Annotated in this window: 16 protein-coding genes; 6 read left to right on the plus strand and 10 right to left on the minus strand. The window is 61.6% G+C overall.

Features of this window, described 5'->3' with window-relative positions; all coding sequences use genetic code 11:
* Positions 1 to 110: 110 nt before the first annotated feature.
* From ACKLNA_RS20465 to ACKLNA_RS20495, 7 genes are all read right to left on the minus strand, one after another.
* The gene (locus tag ACKLNA_RS20465; RefSeq protein ID WP_408986900.1) at positions 111 to 965 is read right to left on the minus strand and encodes an alpha/beta hydrolase; all 855 of its coding nucleotides are present in this window, start codon (positions 963 to 965) and stop codon (positions 111 to 113) included.
* Positions 962 to 1,768 (minus strand): alpha/beta fold hydrolase, encoded by an 807-nt coding sequence (locus ACKLNA_RS20470; protein ID WP_408986901.1) that lies wholly within the window; start codon positions 1,766 to 1,768, stop codon positions 962 to 964. Before ACKLNA_RS20470 ends, ACKLNA_RS20465 begins: the two co-directional genes overlap by 4 nt.
* A 116-nt stretch (positions 1,769 to 1,884) precedes the next feature.
* Positions 1,885 to 2,328 (minus strand): hotdog fold thioesterase, encoded by a 444-nt coding sequence (locus tag ACKLNA_RS20475; protein WP_007957810.1) that lies wholly within the window; start codon positions 2,326 to 2,328, stop codon positions 1,885 to 1,887.
* A 31-nt stretch (positions 2,329 to 2,359) separates the two neighbouring features.
* Entirely contained in the window at positions 2,360 to 4,015 is a 1,656-nt protein-coding gene (locus tag ACKLNA_RS20480) for an AMP-binding protein (RefSeq protein ID WP_408986902.1), read from the minus strand.
* A gap of 82 nt (positions 4,016 to 4,097) precedes the next feature.
* Positions 4,098 to 4,550 carry a phosphohistidine phosphatase SixA gene (sixA, locus tag ACKLNA_RS20485; RefSeq protein ID WP_085710970.1) on the minus strand — a complete coding sequence of 151 codons (453 nt, stop codon included), beginning with the start codon at positions 4,548 to 4,550 and terminating at the stop codon, positions 4,098 to 4,100.
* Positions 4,547 to 4,894: a DUF4389 domain-containing protein gene (locus ACKLNA_RS20490; RefSeq protein WP_085710971.1), complete on the minus strand. Its 348-nt coding sequence runs from the start codon at positions 4,892 to 4,894 to the stop codon at positions 4,547 to 4,549. The genes sixA and ACKLNA_RS20490 overlap by 4 nt, the downstream gene beginning before the upstream one ends.
* A 32-nt stretch (positions 4,895 to 4,926) precedes the next feature.
* Positions 4,927 to 5,952, minus strand: coding sequence for an NAD(P)H-dependent glycerol-3-phosphate dehydrogenase (locus tag ACKLNA_RS20495; RefSeq protein ID WP_408986903.1), 1,026 nt, complete (start codon positions 5,950 to 5,952; stop codon positions 4,927 to 4,929).
* A 256-nt stretch (positions 5,953 to 6,208) separates the two neighbouring features.
* Here ACKLNA_RS20495 and ACKLNA_RS20500 point away from each other — a divergent pair, with 256 nt between their 5' ends.
* The 6 genes from ACKLNA_RS20500 (at position 6,209) to ACKLNA_RS20525 (ending at position 13,562) form a co-directional block, all read left to right on the plus strand.
* Positions 6,209 to 8,272, plus strand: a complete 2,064-nt coding sequence (locus tag ACKLNA_RS20500) for a TonB-dependent receptor plug domain-containing protein (RefSeq protein ID WP_408986937.1) — start codon at positions 6,209 to 6,211, stop codon at positions 8,270 to 8,272.
* Positions 8,273 to 9,205, plus strand: a complete 933-nt coding sequence (locus ACKLNA_RS20505; RefSeq protein WP_408986904.1) for an ABC transporter substrate-binding protein — start codon at positions 8,273 to 8,275, stop codon at positions 9,203 to 9,205.
* Positions 9,202 to 11,103 (plus strand): ATP-binding protein, encoded by a 1,902-nt coding sequence (locus ACKLNA_RS20510; RefSeq protein WP_408986905.1) that lies wholly within the window; start codon positions 9,202 to 9,204, stop codon positions 11,101 to 11,103. Before ACKLNA_RS20505 ends, ACKLNA_RS20510 begins: the two co-directional genes overlap by 4 nt.
* Before the next feature lie 247 nt (positions 11,104 to 11,350).
* Positions 11,351 to 11,866, plus strand: coding sequence for a 3-hydroxyacyl-[acyl-carrier-protein] dehydratase FabA (gene fabA / locus ACKLNA_RS20515; protein WP_003227150.1), 516 nt, complete (start codon positions 11,351 to 11,353; stop codon positions 11,864 to 11,866).
* Positions 11,867 to 11,877: 11 nt separating this feature from the next.
* On the plus strand, positions 11,878 to 13,098 hold the full coding sequence (gene fabB, locus ACKLNA_RS20520; RefSeq protein WP_007974551.1) for a beta-ketoacyl-ACP synthase I: 1,221 nt from the start codon (positions 11,878 to 11,880) through the stop codon (positions 13,096 to 13,098).
* 275 nt (positions 13,099 to 13,373) lie between these two features.
* Positions 13,374 to 13,562, plus strand: a complete 189-nt coding sequence (locus ACKLNA_RS20525) for a hypothetical protein (RefSeq protein ID WP_007957795.1) — start codon at positions 13,374 to 13,376, stop codon at positions 13,560 to 13,562.
* A 97-nt stretch (positions 13,563 to 13,659) separates the two neighbouring features.
* Here the strand turns inward: ACKLNA_RS20525 and ACKLNA_RS20530 are convergent, their stop codons facing one another.
* The 3 genes from ACKLNA_RS20530 to relA are packed head-to-tail and all read right to left on the minus strand — an operon-like array spanning position 13,660 to position 17,311.
* A complete protein-coding gene (locus tag ACKLNA_RS20530; protein WP_007957793.1) occupies positions 13,660 to 14,202 on the minus strand; it encodes a DUF2058 domain-containing protein in 543 nt (180 codons plus the stop codon).
* A 26-nt stretch (positions 14,203 to 14,228) separates the two neighbouring features.
* Positions 14,229 to 15,071 carry a nucleoside triphosphate pyrophosphohydrolase gene (gene mazG, locus ACKLNA_RS20535; RefSeq protein WP_408986906.1) on the minus strand — a complete coding sequence of 281 codons (843 nt, stop codon included), beginning with the start codon at positions 15,069 to 15,071 and terminating at the stop codon, positions 14,229 to 14,231.
* A complete protein-coding gene (gene relA, locus ACKLNA_RS20540) occupies positions 15,068 to 17,311 on the minus strand; it encodes a GTP diphosphokinase (RefSeq protein WP_085710978.1) in 2,244 nt (747 codons plus the stop codon). The genes mazG and relA overlap by 4 nt, the downstream gene beginning before the upstream one ends.
* Between the last annotated feature and the right edge of the window lie 74 nt (positions 17,312 to 17,385).

The raw sequence follows: 17,385 nt of genomic DNA on the forward strand, positions 1-17,385 counted from the left end.
GGGCATGGCCTGGGTGCCTTGAGGGCAGTTAGAAGTCGCAGCGGTGTAGAAATCCATCTTGGTTGTCTCCCATTTCAACCCGCCCAGCCTCGACAGTTGCCCGGGGCAAGTCAAGGAATGGCGAAGAACCGATTGAAACAGTCTGCGACAAGAACCGCACCCGACTCGTCGTTCAGGTGCAGATGGTGCCCGCCCGGCAGCTGTTCCCGGCTAAAGGGTAGACGCTCCAGCAGCTCGGGGTGTTTGGCCAGCATGCCGTCGGCTGCCACCACCAATTGTGCAGGGCAGGCAATGCGCTGGATGAAAGCCATCGCCTGTTCCTGGGTCAGGCGCAGGGGCGATGGCAGGGTCAGACGGTTGTCGGTGCGCCAGGTGTAACCGCCGGGCACCGGCATCAGACCACGTTGCGCCAGCAGTTCGGCAGCTTCACGGCTGACCGCCACCAGGCCTTTCATGCGCACTTCGATGGCCCGGTCGAGAGTGGCGTAGACCGGTTTGCGTTTTTCCCGCAAATCAAGCTGTGCCTGCAGGGCCATGCCCATGCGTTCGGCGGCGTTTTCGCCTTTATCCGTAGGAGGAATCACCCCGTCGATCAATGCCAGATGAGTGATGCGCTCCGGCAACGACCCCGCCAGCACCAGCGAAACAATGGCCCCCAGCGAATGCCCGAGCAGACCGAAGCGCTGCCAGCCCAGCTGTTCGGCGACTTGCAGCACGTCATGGGCGTAATCCCACAAGGCGTAACCCGCGCCGACCGGACGATGCCCCGAATGGCCATGACCGGCCATGTCCAGCGCAACAATGCGCAAGCCTTTGAGCTTCGGTGCCAGGCGAGCGAAGCTGTTGGCGTTATCCAGCCAGCCGTGCAGGGCAATCACCGGCAGCCCGTCTTCCGGGCCGAAAATGTGTGCCGCCAGCTCGATATGCGGCAGGCTCAGGCGCACTTCTTCGACCGCCGGGCTCATGCGCAATCCTTGTGCTGGCGGTTTTCCCAGCGAGTGAACAGGTTTTTCAGCAACTGCGCGGTGTCCTGCGGCCGCTCAAGGGGAAACATGTGACCGCCGGGCATCGTCAGCGACTCGCCCTGAGGCAGGCGTCCAACGTGCCGGGCGTGATGGTTCATCACCACGCGACTCTTGTGCCCGCGCACCACCGCCAGCGGCACCTGAAGCTGTCGGGTTCGTCCGGGGCTGGTGTGCGGCACACCGCGATAAATACTGATCTCGGTGGCCGGGTCGAAGCGCAGGCGTAACTTGTCGCCAACCTGGTGCAAGCCATGTTGCAGGTAGGCGTCGAAGCATTCTGGATCGAATCCGCGGAACAGGGTCTTGCCGGCAAAGTAGCTGCGGGCACTGTCGAGGTCGGCGAACTCTTCGCGCCGCCCCAAGGTGCGACCGGCCGGGGTGAGTTTGTCGATGAAGCCGAAACGCTTGGCAGCACGGATCACCCAGCGATCGGTGCGGGTCAGCACTGGCGAATCGAGCATCACCACCCCGCGATACAGCTCCGGGCAACGCAGTGCGGCGTGCAGGTGCAGCATTCCGCCGAAGGAATGGCCAACGCCCCACACCGGTTCGTCCTGCTGTTGCAGGTGATGGATCAGCTCGTCCACCAGGTGGTACCAATTGTCACCCGCCGGAAAACGCGGATCGTGGGCATGCTGCTCCAGATGCGTCACCCGGAACTCCGGCGCCAGCGCCGAGAACAGCTTGCCGTAGGTGCCGGAAGGGAAACCGTTGGCGTGGGCGAAGAAGATCGGTTGCGACATACGGGTAAATCCATGGGCGGTAAACGTGACATTGATTGTCCGTAAGACCGCGCTTCACAGCAATGACCGTAACTGCCAGGAATGATGACAGTCCGGTCAAGGCTATGACGGATCGGTCAGCGTGCCGGCGGCTGCTCGCCCAGCGGCACCACGGCCATGGTCAGCCGCGACACGCAACTGGCCTTGCCTTCATCGCTGGTCAGGCGGATGTCCCAGACGTGGGTTGTGCGGCCGATGTGAATCGGCTTGGCCACCGCCGTCACCCGGCCGCTGCGCAGGCCACGCAGGTGGTTGGCGTTGATCTCCAGCCCCACGCAATAGAACTTGCTGGCATCGATGCACAGGTAACTGGCCATCGAGCCGACGGTCTCGGCCAGCACCACCGACGCACCGCCATGCAGCAGGCCGTAAGGCTGATGGGTGCGATGGTCGATGACCATGCTGGCCGTCAGCGATTCCTCGTCGAAGGACTCGAAGCGGATGTCCAGCACTTCGCCGATGGTGTTTTTCTGGATTGCGTTCAACTGCTCGATGTTCGGAGTGGTGCGCCACAAGGTCATCGCAGGCTTCCTTTGTTGTTTTGATCGACGCTCAATCCTGCCACAGCACCGCCTCGCTGCGCTCGCTCCATTCTTCGAAACGTGCTCCGTAGGTGTCCTCGATGACGTTGCGCTTGATCTTCAGGGTCGGTGTGAGAAAGCCGTTCTCCACCGCCCAACTGTCCTTGACCACCACCAGACGACGCAACCGTTCGTGCTTGTCGAGCACGGCGTTGACCTCCTCCAGCAACTTCTCCAGGCTCGAATGCAGTTGCGGCCGTGCGTCTTCATGCCCGGCTGCCGAGATCACACACAACCCCAGCGGTGCGCTCAGACCATCGCCGACCACACAGACCTGCTCGATCCTTGTATGCACGGCGAGACGGTTTTCAATCGGCGCCGGGGCAACGTATTTGCCCTTGCTGGTCTTGAAGATTTCCTTGAGTCGTCCGGTCAGACGCAAACGCCCTTCGGCGTCCTGTTCACCCTTGTCACCAGTACGCAGGAAGCCGTCGGCGGTCAGGGTCTCGGCGGTTTTCTGCGGCTCCTTGAAATAGCCCAGCATGTTCGCCTGACTGCGCACCTGCACTTCGCAGGACTCGTCGATTCGCACCTCGACGTCAGGACATGGCCGGCCGATCCAGCCCTCCTTGTATTGCCCCGGCAGGCAGATATGTGAATAGCCGCAGCTCTCGGTCATGCCGTAGACCTCCAGCACGTCGAGCCCGAGTTTCTGATACCAGCGCAACAAGGTCAGCGGCACCGGTGCCGCTCCGGACAGCGCCACGCGCAGGGCATCCAGCCCCAAGCCGGCCAGCACTTTGTGGCCGATCCGTTTGCCGATGAAGGGCAGACCGAGGAGGAAATCCAGACGCTTCGCCGGGATCTTGCTGTAGACGCCCATCTGGAATTTGGTCCAGATCCTCGGCACGCCAAACATCGCCGTCGGCCGCGCCCGTCTCAGATCGTCGAGAAAGGTATCGAGACTCTCGGCAAAGAAAACCGTCTGCCCGGTATAGATCGACGCCAGTTCGACGAACATCCGTTCAGCCACATGGCACAGCGGCAAATAGGACAGCAGCCGGTCGTTTTCATTGAGGCCGAACAACTGCGTGCCGCGAGTCGTCGCGAACCCGAGGTTGGCAAAACTGTGCATCACGCCTTTGGGCAGGCCGGTGGTGCCGGAGGTGTAAATGATGGTCGCCAGTTGCCCGGCGGCAGGTCGCGGATCGTCCTGGATCGGTGAATAACGTTGCAGGTCGCCCCAGTTGAAATCGAACTCGCCCGGCGGGTGCAGCGGCAAACTGATGGTCGGCAGATCCGCCGGCACCCCGGTCGACATCCCCGGCCAGTCATCCAGTTTGCCGATGAACGCCAGTACGCTTTCGGAATGAGTGAGAACCTGATGGACCGAGTCGGCCGTGAGGTTGGGATAGAGCGGCACCGAGACATGCCCGGCCATCCAGATCGCCAGGTCGGCGATGATCCAGTGGGCGCAGTTTTTCGAGATCAGCGCAATGTGGCTGCCCTGGGGCAACTCCCGGGAGCGCAGCCAGTGCGCAGCGCAGCGGGCCTGATGGCCGACGTCGGCCCAGGTCAGCGTCTCGACCTGCCCGCCGCCGACGGGCTGCACCAGAAAGCGTTGGCGCGGGTGCCGGGCCTCGCGTTCGTAGAACACGTCCAGCGGCAATCGAAAAGCAGCAGACATGCGACTCGCTCCTTTCTTTTTGGGATGGAGCAAGCGTAGTCAACCAAGCAAGTGCTTGGTTGACTATTTCATACAAAAAATTTCAGGGATGCTTGAGGCTGTTGAGCGTCATCGAGCCGATCAGCAACTCGCTGTGCTCAAGCTCGGCGAGCCCGGCGGTGCTGACCTTTTCCGGCGGATAGCCGGCGCCGTGTTGCAGGTAGCTGAGCAGATGCCCGACCAGCGGATTGTGGCTGACCAGCAGCACATTGCTCACCGACACCAGTTGCTCGGCGACACGATCCGGATCAACCTCCGGGGTCAGCCATTCGACCGTGCGGATCTCCGGTTCGAACCCCAGCGCCTCGCGCACCAGCTGCGCGGTCTGCTGCGCACGCAAGTACGGGCTGGCGTAGATCGCCGTCAGTGGCTGGCCCATCAATCGGGCGGCGCTGCTGAGCACTTCCTTGCGGCCGTGAGCGGTCAATTCCCGCTCCGAATCGGGGCGCGAGCCATAGGGCTCGGCCTCGCCGTGACGCAATACCCAGAGTTTCATAGCTTGGGTTCCTCATCCCGGGCCGGATGCGGTGCCGGCGCAACAACGTGTGGCGCTTCACCTTCCGGGGTACGCGGCGCCGGCCAGTCGGCGAACGGCCAGGGTTTCTGGTCGCTGTGGAAGCTGCCGAACCGGCCGATCTGGGCCAGGAACTGGCTCAGGCTGTCGCCGAAATTCATCAGACCGGCGCTCGGGGCGCCATAGATCAAACGATAGATCAACTGCACCAGCACCACCGCGCCGAGGATGAACTGCGCCACCTGCCAGACCACGATGTAGACGATCATCCACAACACCCGCAGCAGGATGGATTCGTACTTGGCTTCGGTTTTCGGATCGTTCATGTCTAGCTCCCCTGCCCTGAAATAAAAGGCAATCAGTTGAAACCGCTGGTGGAAATGAAGTCGACGTCGGTCTTCGGCTCGGCGCGCATCAACAGGCCGATCACCTGCTCCAGCGTGCGCCCTTCGAACAGGATCGCGTGGAGCCCGGCGACCAGCGGCATGTACACGCCGACCTCCTGGGACTTGGCCTTGAGCACTTTCAGGGTGTTGACCCCTTCGGCCACTTCACCGAGGCGCGATACCGCTTCGTCGAGGCTCAAACCCTGACCGAGTGCAAAACCGACCTGATAGTTGCGGCTCTTCGGCGACGAGCAAGTGACAATCAGATCGCCGACCCCGGCCAGACCGAGGAAGGTCATCGGGTTGGCACCCTGATTCACCGCAAACCGGGTCATCTCGGCCAGGGCACGGGTGATCAGCATGCTTTTGGTGTTCTCGCCCATCTCCAGCGCCACCGCCATGCCGGCGATGATCGCGTAGACGTTTTTCAGTGCGCCGCCCAGCTCCACGCCAAAGCGGTCGGCACTGGCGTAGACGCGGAAGGTACGGCCATGCAGCGCGGCCTGTACTTCTTTGCACAGTTCTTCGTCTTCACTGGCGACCACCGTGGCGGTCAGCGCGTGCTCGGCGATCTCCCGCGCCAGGTTCGGCCCGGACAGCACGCCGATGCGCGCCTGCGGGGCGATTTCTTCGAGGATCTGGCTCATCAGTTTGAAGGTGTGGGCTTCGATGCCCTTGGTCAGGCTGACCAGCATCTTGCCGCTCAGGCGCTCGGCATGCGCCGCCAATACCGTGCGCAGTGCGCTCGATGGCAACGCGACAAAGCACAACTCGCAGGCATCGAGGGTTTCCTGCAGGTCGGTGACGGCCGTCACGCCCGGCAGAATCTTGATGCCCTTGAGATAACGCGGGTTCTCGCGATTGACCCGGATGGCCTCGGCCTGTTCGGGGTCACGCATCCACTGCCGGACTTGATGGCCGTTCTCGGCCAACAGATTGGCCACGGCGGTACCGAAACTTCCGCCTCCCAGGACCGCAATCGGGCGCTGTTCAGTCATATGTAATCCGTTAATCCATACCAGTGGCGATGCGGGCATTATACGGAGCGGCCCCTTCTCGGACAGCCCCGGCGTCAATTACCCGCACTTGTAGGAAGAAGACCAATAAAACCGAGGAAAATGCCCGCAACGTGACTGGAAAAGTCACTGTCCTCGGTTAACATGCGCGCCAATTCTTTGCTATCAAGGCTGCGTCGTGTTTTCTGGCACTCCCTCCCCGCGTTCGTCCCTGCTGCTGGCGCTGCTGTTCAGCCCGATGTTGCTGGCGGACGACCTGTTTCTCGACAGCGAGGCCTTGCCCCAGATCCTCACGGCCACGCGCCTGAAACAGTCACCGGCGGAAGTCCCGGGCAGCATGACCGTGATCGACAGCGAACTGATCAACGCCAGCGGCGCCCGGGACATCAGCGAACAGCTGCGCCTGGTGCCGGGGATGATGGTCGGCAACATCAGCGGCAATCAGGCGGTGGTGAACTATCACGGCACCAACGCCACCGAAGCGCGGCGCATGCAGGTGCTGATCGACGGCCGCTCGGTGTACCGCGCCGGCCTGGCCACGGTGGACTGGAGCGACATCCCGGTGGCCATGGAAGACATCGAACGCATCGAAGTCTTTCGCGGCCCGAACACCGTCAGTTACGGCGCCAACGCGCTGATGGCGGTGGTCAACATCATCACCCGCAACCCGGCCGACAGCCACGGCACTCGGCTGAAAATCACCCGTGGCCAACGGGGTATCAACGACTTCTATGCCAGCCAGGGAACGGGCTGGAATGGCGGCGACCTGCGTTTGTCGCTGTCCGGCCAGGAAGATGACGGCTTCGACAGCGACCGCACCGGCGCCGATTACCGCGACAGCCGCCGCTTGAACCGCTTCAGCCTCGCGGTCAGCCAGACCCTCAGCGACAACCAGAGCCTGGACTGGCAGCTCAATGCCAAGGACGGGACCAACCAGCGGCCCTACACCTACCGCCCGGTGTTCTCGGGGATTACCGCTGCCGGGAACAATTCCGACGTGATCGCCAAGGATTACGCCGGTTCGGTGCGCTGGAACCTGGACATCAACCCCGACCACAGCCTTTATGTACAAGGCTCGGCGCAACACTGGGATCGCCAGCAGACCTGGCGAGCCTGTGATGCCGAGGTGTCGTTCAGTCCGCAACTCACGGAGCTGTGGCAACTCAATCCGAACTACACCGAGCAACTGGCACGCAACATCACCCGCTACACCGGGCCCGGTGCCGCGCCCGGCACGCCAACGGAAATGGCCCTGGCCAATCAGGTGCTCGATCAATGGCGCAACGGCGCCAGCCGGACCCTGTGCGGCGACATCGACCAGAGTGCCCGGGAATCGCGCTATGACCTGGAGTTGCAGGACACCCTCAGCCTGTCCGACAGTCTGCGTCTGGTCAGCGGCCTGAACTATCGTTACGACCGGGCCGATTCCGAGACCTATTTCAACGGAACCCTGGACGACACCACGTGGCGCGCCTTTGGCCAACTGGAATGGCGCGCCAGCGAACACTGGCTGTTGCAGGGCGGCGCCATGTTTGAAAACACTCAGTTGATCGGCAGTTCGCTGACGCCCAGGTTTGCCGTCAATTATCTGATCAACCCGCGCCACAGCCTGCGTGCGGTGTACTCGGAAGCGATCCGCTCGCCGGACATGTTCGAGAACAACGTCAACTGGAGTTATCAGGTGACCAACCTGCGCCCCTCCGCCTACGGCCAGACGTCGGCCCGTTACTTCGTCAAGACCCGGGGGCCCGGCGATCTGGACCAGGAACACATGCGCTCACGGGAACTGGGCTACAACGGCTTTTTCCCGGAATGGGGCCTGGCGCTGGACGTGAAGCTGTTCTACGACGAAATCACCGGGATGATCAGCGAGCCGCTGCGCAACAATCAGTACATCGCCAGCAACGCCAACGACTCGCGCTTTCGCGGCACCGAAACCCAGCTGGACTGGCGCCTGAGCGCGGCCGATCGACTGCGCCTGACTTACGCCTACGTCGACGCCGAAGCAAGCAACCCGCTGGACCAGCAGTTCACCGCGCGCAACAGTGGCTCGGCCGGCTGGATGCGCGATTGGGGCCAGGGCTGGAACAGTGCCCTCTTCTACTACGGAGACAATGCACTCAACGGCTATCGCTTCGAGCGGGTCGACACGCGCATCGCCAAACGCATCTCGCTGGGCAAGGCCCAACTGCAACTGGCCGGGGTGCTGCAACAGCGTCTGGACAATGAGCCGACCACGTTCGTCGACAACAACTACGACGAACGCCGGGTGATGTACTTCAGCGCCGAGCTGGAGTTCTAGATGCGTTACGCCATGTCACGGAAGATGCCAACGGCCGCCCAGTGGCTGGCCGGACTGTGTCTGTTCCTGACAGCCTGGCTGCACGGCGTGGCGGTGCAGGCGGCCGACATTCTGCTGACCGGCGCCGAGGAAAGCCCCGGCGTGCAATCGTTCGTCCAGGCCCTGAGCGAACTGCGCCCCACCGACCGCGTGCATTTCCAGCCACTGGCGAGCCTGCCGGCGCCGGGCAAGCTGCCGTCCAGCCTGCGCCTGATCCTGCTCGACCTGCCGAGCCTCGACTGGCGCATGCAGGAATCCCAGGGACCGGCGACGCTGGTCCTGCGCATCAGCCGCCTGCAGGCCCGACAACGCTTCGGCACCGCGCAACCGCCCCACTTGAGCCTGCTGTGGAGCGACCCGCCACTGAGTCGCCAGTTGCAGTTGATCCGACGGATTCTGCCCCAGGCTCAGCGGGTCGGCGTGCTGTTCGATCAGCACAGCGAGTTCCTGCTCAAGGAACTGCAATCGGCCGCCCAGCCGCTGAATCTGCTAATCGTCCCGCAGCGCTGGGACAACACCCACGACAGCCGCCCTTTGCAGACGGTGCTGAAAAACAGCGATGTGTTGCTGGGCCTCGACGACCCCGACCTGTACAACCCGAGAACCGCGAAGAATCTGCTGCTCAGCAGCTATTCGCGGCAACTGGCGCTGATCGGCCCGAACGTCTCGTTCGTGCGCGCCGGCAGCCTCGCCAGTACCTACAGCGACCAGAGTGACTGGCTGACGGTACTCGACGAATTGCTCGACCACCCACCGGCCGCCTGGCCGAGAGCGCTCTATCCCGAGCGTTTTAAAGTATCAAGCAATGCGCAGGTGGCTCGTTCATTAGGGATAGAGCCGATGAATGAAGCGTCTGTTGCCGAAGAGCTGGCCGAAGGAGAGCGCCGCCCATGATTTTCCGCCGTTGGGACATCAATACCCGCACCCAGTTGATCAGCCTGGGCCCTGCGCTGTTGCTGACCTTGCTGCTGATCAGCTTTTTCACCTTCGTGCGCATCCAGGATTTGCGCCAGGAGTTGAATCACACCGGCCAACTGATCGCCAACCAGCTCGCGCCCGCTACCGAGTACGGGGTGATTTCCGGCAACAACGAGGTATTGGAAAGCCTGCTGAAAGCCACACTGGCCACGCCCAATGTGCGCTTTCTCGAAATCCAGGACAGCGCCAACCGGATTCTGGCGTATGTCGAACAACCATCGGACACCCATAAGCGTCCGCATCAGGTCGAAGTGTTCCAGTCACCGGTGCGGCTGCAACGGATTGCCTTGCACAATGATTTCTTTCAGGACGGCAAGACCAATAACGGCGGTGCCAGCGAGGATTATCTGGGGCGGGTGATCGTCGGCCTGTCCAACGATGCGTTCAGTCAGCGCCAACAGGAAATCCTGCTCAAGGCCGGGATTCTGGCGCTGTTCGCCCTGCTCTTCACCTTCGTTCTGGCACGGCGCCTGGCCGGCAGCCTGTCGCAGCCGATCCGCGACATTGGCAATGCGGTCAAGGCGATTCAGGACGGCGACTACAAGACGCCGTTGCCGATTGTCGATGACACCGAGCTTGGAGCCTTGTCGCAGCACATCAACAATCTGGCCCAGGCGCTGGAACAGGCCAGTCGCGAACAGCACCAGGCCATGGCGCAACTGATCCAGACTCGTGAAGAGGCGGAAAAGGCCAACAACGCCAAGTCGGACTTCCTGGCCATGATGAGCCATGAACTGCGCACGCCAATGAACGGTGTCCTGGGCATGCTGCAATTGCTGGAAACCACCGACATGACCGAGGAGCAGATCGAGTACGCGGCGCTGGCTTCCGAGTCCACCGAGCATTTGCTCAAGGTGATCAATGACATTCTGGATTTCTCGCGCATCGAGCGTTCGGAACTGGAGCTGGAGCACATTCCGTTCAACCTCGCCGACCTGATCGGCGCTTGCGCGCAATCGTTCCAGCACAGCGCGGCGCAACGTGGGCTGGAGTTGCAACTGCGGATCCCCGAAGACCTGCGCGGTTTGCAGGTACAGGGCGATCCGACGCGGATCCGGCAGATTCTGGTCAATCTGGTGGGCAATGCGCTGAAGTTCACGGAACAGGGGCGCGTCAGCATCGAGGCGCAGTGGCAGTCGCTGGATCACGAATTGCTGTGGTTCACCTGCTCGGTGCGCGACAGCGGCATCGGGATTTCTTCCGAGAGCCTGGAATTGATGTTCAACGCGTTCCAGCAGGCTGACAGCTCGATTTCGCGTCGTTATGGCGGGACCGGTCTGGGTCTGCCGATCGCCCGCACCCTGGCCGAGCGAATGGGCGGCACCTTGCGCGCGCAAAGCGAAGAAGGTCGCGGCTCGGTGTTTACCCTGGAAATTCCGCTGGCTCTATATAAGCAGGCATTGCCGATGCTGACAGCGCCCAGAGCGGTGAATGGCGACAGTCACGGCGAAGGCCGCAACGTTCTGTTGGTGGAAGACAACCCGGTTAACCAGACTGTGATCGAGGCCATGCTGCGCAGTCTGGGTTTCACTGTCAGCGTCGCCACCGATGGCATGCAGGCTGTACGCAGTGCCGGGGGCAGTCGTTACGAAGCGATTCTGATGGACTGCCGCTTGCCGATCATCGACGGTTACGAGGCGACCCGACAGATCCGCCGCCTGCCCGGCTGCGGCCATGTGCCGATCATCGCCCTGACGGCCAACGCCTTGCAGGGCGACCGGGAAAACTGCCTGTCGGCGGGCATGAACGATTACCTGGCCAAGCCATTCAAACGCAATGACCTGCAGCAGATTCTGCAGCGCTGGGTGCAGTAGAGAGGCCCTTTCGAGCATCTGCGACTGGCGTGAAAAGCGAAAGTGCGGCAGTCTTAGGCACCCGAACGAGCCTCAAAAGGGGCTTGAATAAAAATTTCAGTGCACAAGTGTACATTCATGTCCTTGGTGCTGTGACTTTCACCACAACGCAATAGTCTATGAGTAGGCTGCCGGTTCGAGGCATGAACGCGTCGATCGGTCGGGAAGATTTGCCCCACCTGCCGCATGGGATTATTGAGGAGCTCGCATGACCAAACAAAACGCCTTTACTCGGGAAGACCTGCTGCGCTGCAGTCGCGGTGAGCTGTTCGGCCCAGGTAACGCGCAACTGCCCGCCCCGAACATGCTGATGGTGGATCGCATCACCCTGATCAGCGAAGAAGGCGGCAAGTACGGCAAAGGTGAATTGGTCGCCGAGCTGGATATCAACCCTGACCTGTGGTTCTTCGCTTGCCACTTCGAGGGCGATCCGGTGATGCCGGGCTGCCTGGGTCTGGACGCCATGTGGCAACTGGTCGGTTTCTTCCTGGGCTGGCAAGGCCTGCCGGGCCGTGGCCGTGCGCTGGGTTCGGGCGAAGTTAAATTCTTCGGCCAGGTTCTGCCGACCGCCAAGAAAGTCACTTACAACATTCATATCAAACGCGTCCTGAAGGGCAAGCTGAACCTGGCCATCGCCGACGGTTCGGTGACTGTCGACGGTCGCGAAATCTACACCGCCGAAGGCCTTCGCGTCGGCGTGTTCACCTCCACTGACAACTTCTAAGGGTTATTCGCATGCGCCGCGTCGTTATCACTGGTCTGGGCATTGTTTCGTGCCTGGGCAATGACAAAGAGACCGTCTCCGCTAACCTGCGTGCAAGCCGCCCTGGCATCCGGTTCAACCCGGAATACGCCGAAATGGGTCTGCGTAGCCAGGTTTCCGGCTCCATCGACCTCAACCTTGAAGAACTGATCGATCGCAAGATCTATCGTTTCGTCGGCCACGCAGCGGCTTACGCCTACCTGGCCATGAAAGACGCCATCACCGATTCCGGTCTGACCGAAGAGCAGGTGTCCAACCCGCGTACCGGTCTGATCGCAGGCTCGGGCGGTGCGTCGACCCTGAACCAGATGGAAGCGCTGGACATCCTGCGCGAAAAAGGCGTCAAGCGCGTCGGCCCATACCGCGTAACGCGGACCATGAGCAGCACCGTTTCGGCGTGCCTGGCCACTCCGTTCAAGATCAAGGGCCTGAACTACTCCATCGCCTCTGCCTGCGCCACCAGTGCTCACTGCATCGGTACCGCCATGGAACAGATCCAGATGGGCAAGCAGGACATCGTGTTCGCCGGTGGCGGTGAAGAGGAGCACTGGAGCCAGTCGTTCCTGTTCGACGCAATGGGCGCCCTGTCCAGCAAGCGCAACGACACCCCGGAAAAAGCCTCCCGTGCCTACGACGCCGACCGTGACGGTTTCGTCATCGCCGGCGGTGGCGGCATGGTCGTGGTCGAGGAGCTGGAGCACGCTCTGGCCCGTGGCGCGAAGATCTACGCGGAAATCGTCGGCTACGGCGCGACTTCCGACGGTTACGACATGGTGGCTCCAAGCGGCGAAGGCGCCATCCGCTGCATGCAGCAGGCGCTGTCCACCGTCGACACCCCGATCGACTACCTGAACACCCACGGCACTTCGACTCCGGTCGGCGACGTCGCGGAAATGAAAGGTGTGCGTGAAGTGTTCGGCGACAAGGCCCCGGCCATCAGCTCCACCAAGAGCCTGTCGGGTCACTCCCTGGGCGCCGCCGGCGTTCACGAAGCGATCTACTGCATGCTGATGATGGAAGGCAACTTCATTGCCGGTTCCGCCAACATCGACGAACTGGACCCTGAAGTGGCCGATCTGCCGGTGCTGACCAAGACCCGCGAGAACGCCACCATCAACACCGTGATGAGCAACAGCTTCGGCTTCGGTGGCACCAACGCCACCCTCGTGCTGAAGCGCTGGGAAGGCAAGTAATTCCCTCCCGCTGAGCCGCACATGAAAACGCCCCGACTGGTTCGGGGCGTTTTTTTTGCCCGGAGAAAAGCATTTTCAGCAGCGCCAAGATGAAACGTTTGTCATGCAACTTACCGCCCTGCGACTGAATGTCGCGGATTCAGCGGGCTCCAGCGCTGTTGCAGATTTCGCAAGAATACATTGCACAAATCGAGCGTTTACTTAGCAGGCTAACAAATTTTATAAAAGAGCCCTGCACACGCCTTGCTGCAGATAACAGAGATTGGAGCTAGCAGATGACTGTAAAAGTAACTGAACGCGACGATTCACACATGTCCCATGAAGGCGTAGCCGCCGGCGTACGGATCTGGGATGTGCATCAACAAGACTTGCTGGTCGGCATGTTCCACAACGAGATCGACGCCCACAACTACAAGGCCGAACTGGAACTGCAAGAACGGCAGCGGGATCTGAAATCCGCCTGAACCAAAACCACAGCATTGAAAACGACAAACCCCGCCATTGGCGGGGTTTGTCGTTATGGGGTGTTTCAGGGCCGTTTCGCAGCCCGGCACAACCCGCTTACCACATCAGATCGTCAGGGATCACATACGCCGCGTACGGATCATCCTCGGCATTGACCTCTTCGACCTTCTCGTTGAGCTGCACGATGCGCTGTGGATCGCGCTCCTGAATCTTCAGGGCCGCTTCACGAGGAATCACTTCGTAGCCGCCGGCATGGTGCACGATCGCCAGCGAGCCGCTGCTGAGCTTGTTGCGCATCAGCGTGTTGACGGAGATGCGCTTGACCTTCTTGTCGTCGACGAAGTTGTAGTAGTCCTCGGTGGTCAGCTTCGGCAGACGCGAGACTTCGATCAACTGCTTGACCTGCGCGGCACGGGCCTTGGCCTCGGCCTTTTCCTGCTGCTGACGGTTCAGCTCCTGGTCGCGCTTGACCTTCTCGGCCTGAGCTTCCTGGGCAGCACGCTGCTGGGAGTCGTCCAGTTCGATCTGACCTTTGTGGGCCAGACGCTGTTGCTTCTGTTTGTCTTTGCTGACCTGTTTGGCCTGCTTTTGGTTGACCAGTCCTGCCTTGAGCAACTGGTCGCGAAGGGAAAGGCTCATTGATGCTTACTCACTTGGGCAACGGCTCAGCCGCAGCTGGGCAAATTCTTTTCCTGACGTTTGGCTTCGCCCCACAGGGCGTCCAACTCTTCGAGGGTGCAATCTTCCATGGGGCGGTGGGTGTCGCGCAATGCCTGTTCGATAAAACGGAAGCGTCGTTCGAACTTGCCATTGGCGCCACGCAGTGCGGTTTCCGGGTCGACCTTCAAATGCCGGGCCAGATTGACCACAGAAAACAGCAGGTCACCGATCTCGTCCGCCACCGCTTGCGGGTCATTCTCGGACATGGCTTCGAGCACTTCATCGAGCTCTTCGCGCACCTTGTCCAGCACCGGCAAGGCATCCGGCCAGTCGAAACCGACCTGCCCTGCGCGCTTCTGCAACTTGGCCGAGCGGGACAAGGCCGGCAATGCGGCGGGCACATCATCGAGCAGCGACAGTTGCTGCGGCTCGGTGGATTTCTCGGCGCGTTCTTCGGCCTTGATCTCCTCCCAGCGCTGTTTGACCTGCTCTTCATTCAGGCGCGGCACGTCCAGCGGCGCATACAGATCGCCGGTGGGGAATACGTGCGGGTGACGACGAATCAGCTTGCGGGTGATGCTGTCGACCACCCCGGCAAATTCGAACCGCCCTTCTTCCCGCGCCAACTGGCTGTAATACACCACCTGAAACAGCAGATCGCCCAACTCGCCCTGCAAGTGATCGAAGTCGCCGCGCTCGATGGCGTCGGCGACTTCGTAGGCTTCCTCGAGGGTATGCGGGACGATGGTCGCGTAAGTCTGCTTGATGTCCCACGGGCAACCGTACTGCGGATCCCGCAGACGGTTCATCAGGTGCAACAGGTCTTCAAGGCTGTAGGTCGGTTTCATGGAGTCCGGTTACGCCGCGTCTCGATGATGTTCGGCAACTGGGAAATCCGCCCCAGCAACCGGCCCAGTGCGTCCAGTCCCGGAATCTCGATGGTCAGGGACATCAGCGCCGTGTTGTCCTCCTTGTTCGAGCGGGTGTTGACCGCCAGCACGTTGATCCGCTCGTTGAGCAGCACCTGCGAAACGTCACGCAGCAGACCGGAACGGTCGTAGGCGCGGATGACGATGTCCACCGGATAGGTGAGCACCGGCACCGGGCCCCAACTGACCTGGATGATCCGCTCCGGCTCGCGCCCGGCCAGTTGCAGCACCGAGGCGCAGTCCTGACGGTGAATGCTCACGCCACGCCCTTGGGTGATGTAACCGACGATCGCATCGCCCGGCAACGGCTGACAGCAGCCGGCCATCTGGGTCATCAGGTTGCCGACGCCCTGGATCTGGATGTCGCCGCGCTTGCCCGGCTTGTAGCCGGTGGCCTTGCGTGGAATCAGTTCCAGCTGTTCGTTGCCGCGCTCCGGCTCGACCAGTTGTTGCGCCAGATTGACCAGTTGCGCCAGACGCAGGTCGCCGGCCCCGAGGGCGGCGAACATGTCTTCGGCGGTTTTCATGTTGGCCTTGTCGGCCAGCTTGTCGAAATCCACCGCCGGAAGACCGAGGCGATTGAGCTCTCGCTCGATCAGGGTCTTGCCTGCCGCGACGTTCTGGTCGCGAGCCTGCAACTTGAACCAGTGCACGATCTTCGCCCGCGCCCGGGACGTGGTGACGTAACCGAGGTTCGGGTTCAGCCAGTCACGGCTCGGGGTGCCGTGCTTGCTGGTGATGATCTCGACCTGTTCACCGGTCTGCAGACTGTAGTTGAGCGGCACGATGCGCCCGTTGATCTTCGCGCCACGGCAGTTGTGACCGATTTCGGTGTGCACGCGGTAGGCGAAGTCCAGCGGCGTCGCGCCTTTCGGCAAGTCGATGGCATGACCGTCCGGGGTGAAGATGTAGACCCGGTCCGGTTCGATATCGACCCGCAGCTGTTCGGCCAGACCACCGATGTCGCCCAGTTCTTCGTGCCACTCGAGCACCTGACGCAGCCAGGAGATTTTCTCTTCGTAATGGTTCGAGCCGGACTTGACGTCGGTGCCCTTGTAGCGCCAGTGCGCGCAGACGCCGAGTTCGGCCTCTTCGTGCATCGAATGGGTACGGATCTGAACTTCCAGCACCTTGCCTTCCGGGCCGATCACCGCCGTGTGCAGCGAGCGGTAGCCGTTCTCTTTCGGGTTGGCGATGTAGTCGTCGAACTCTTTCGGGATGTGCCGCCACAGGGTGTGGACGATGCCGAGCGCGGTATAGCAGTCGCGCATTTCCGGCACCAGCACGCGTACGGCGCGCACGTCGTAGATCTGGCTGAACTCCAGACCCTTGCGCTGCATTTTGCGCCAGATCGAATAGATGTGCTTGGCCCGGCCGCTGATGTCGGCGTCGACGCCGGTGGCCTGCAATTCGTCCTTGAGCTGGGTCATCACATCGGCGATGAAGCGCTCGCGGTCGAGCCGCCGCTCGTGCAGCAGTTTGGCGATCTGTTTGTATTGGTCGGGTTCCAGGTAACGGAAGGACAAGTCCTCCAGCTCCCATTTGATATGACCGATGCCGAGACGGTGGGCCAGCGGTGCATAGATGTCGAAGACTTCCCGGGCGACCCGGTTGCGCTTTTCGTCGTCGGCGGTTTTCACCGCACGGATCGCGCAGGTGCGTTCGGCGAGTTTGATCAGCGCGACGCGTACGTCGTCGACCATCGCCACCAACATCTTGCGCAGGTTTTCAACCTGGCCCTGGGTGCCCATCACCATCGACTGGCGCGGGCTGAGACTGGCACTGATCGCCGCCATGCGCTGCACGCCGTCAATCAGTTTGGCGACCACCGGGCCAAAGCGCTGGCTGACCGCTGCCAGTTCGATCTGGCCTTCGCGCACGCCACGGTAAAGCACCGCCGCGACCAGCGAATCCTGATCGAGCTTGAGGTCGGCGAGGATCTCGGCGATCTCGAGGCCGGTGCTGAAACTGCCGCTGCCTTCGGACCAGAGATTCTTCGCTGCGTTGGACTGTTGCTCGGCCTGTCGAGCGTACTCACAGGCCTCCTTCAAGGCTTCGCGATCCAGTGCCAGATCGACACTGACCGCATGATCGAGCCAAGCCTCGAGATTGATACTGCCGTCGGTGTTGATCGGCTGGTGTGCTCTCACCTGTACCATCTTGCTTTACCTTCCCTACGACGCAGACTCAATGCGTCAAATCACTGACCTTGATTGCCCGTCCGCACTCGCGG

This window comes from Pseudomonas sp. UV AK001 (genome assembly GCF_046097675.1).
Taxonomy (GTDB): domain Bacteria; phylum Pseudomonadota; class Gammaproteobacteria; order Pseudomonadales; family Pseudomonadaceae; genus Aquipseudomonas; species Aquipseudomonas kribbensis.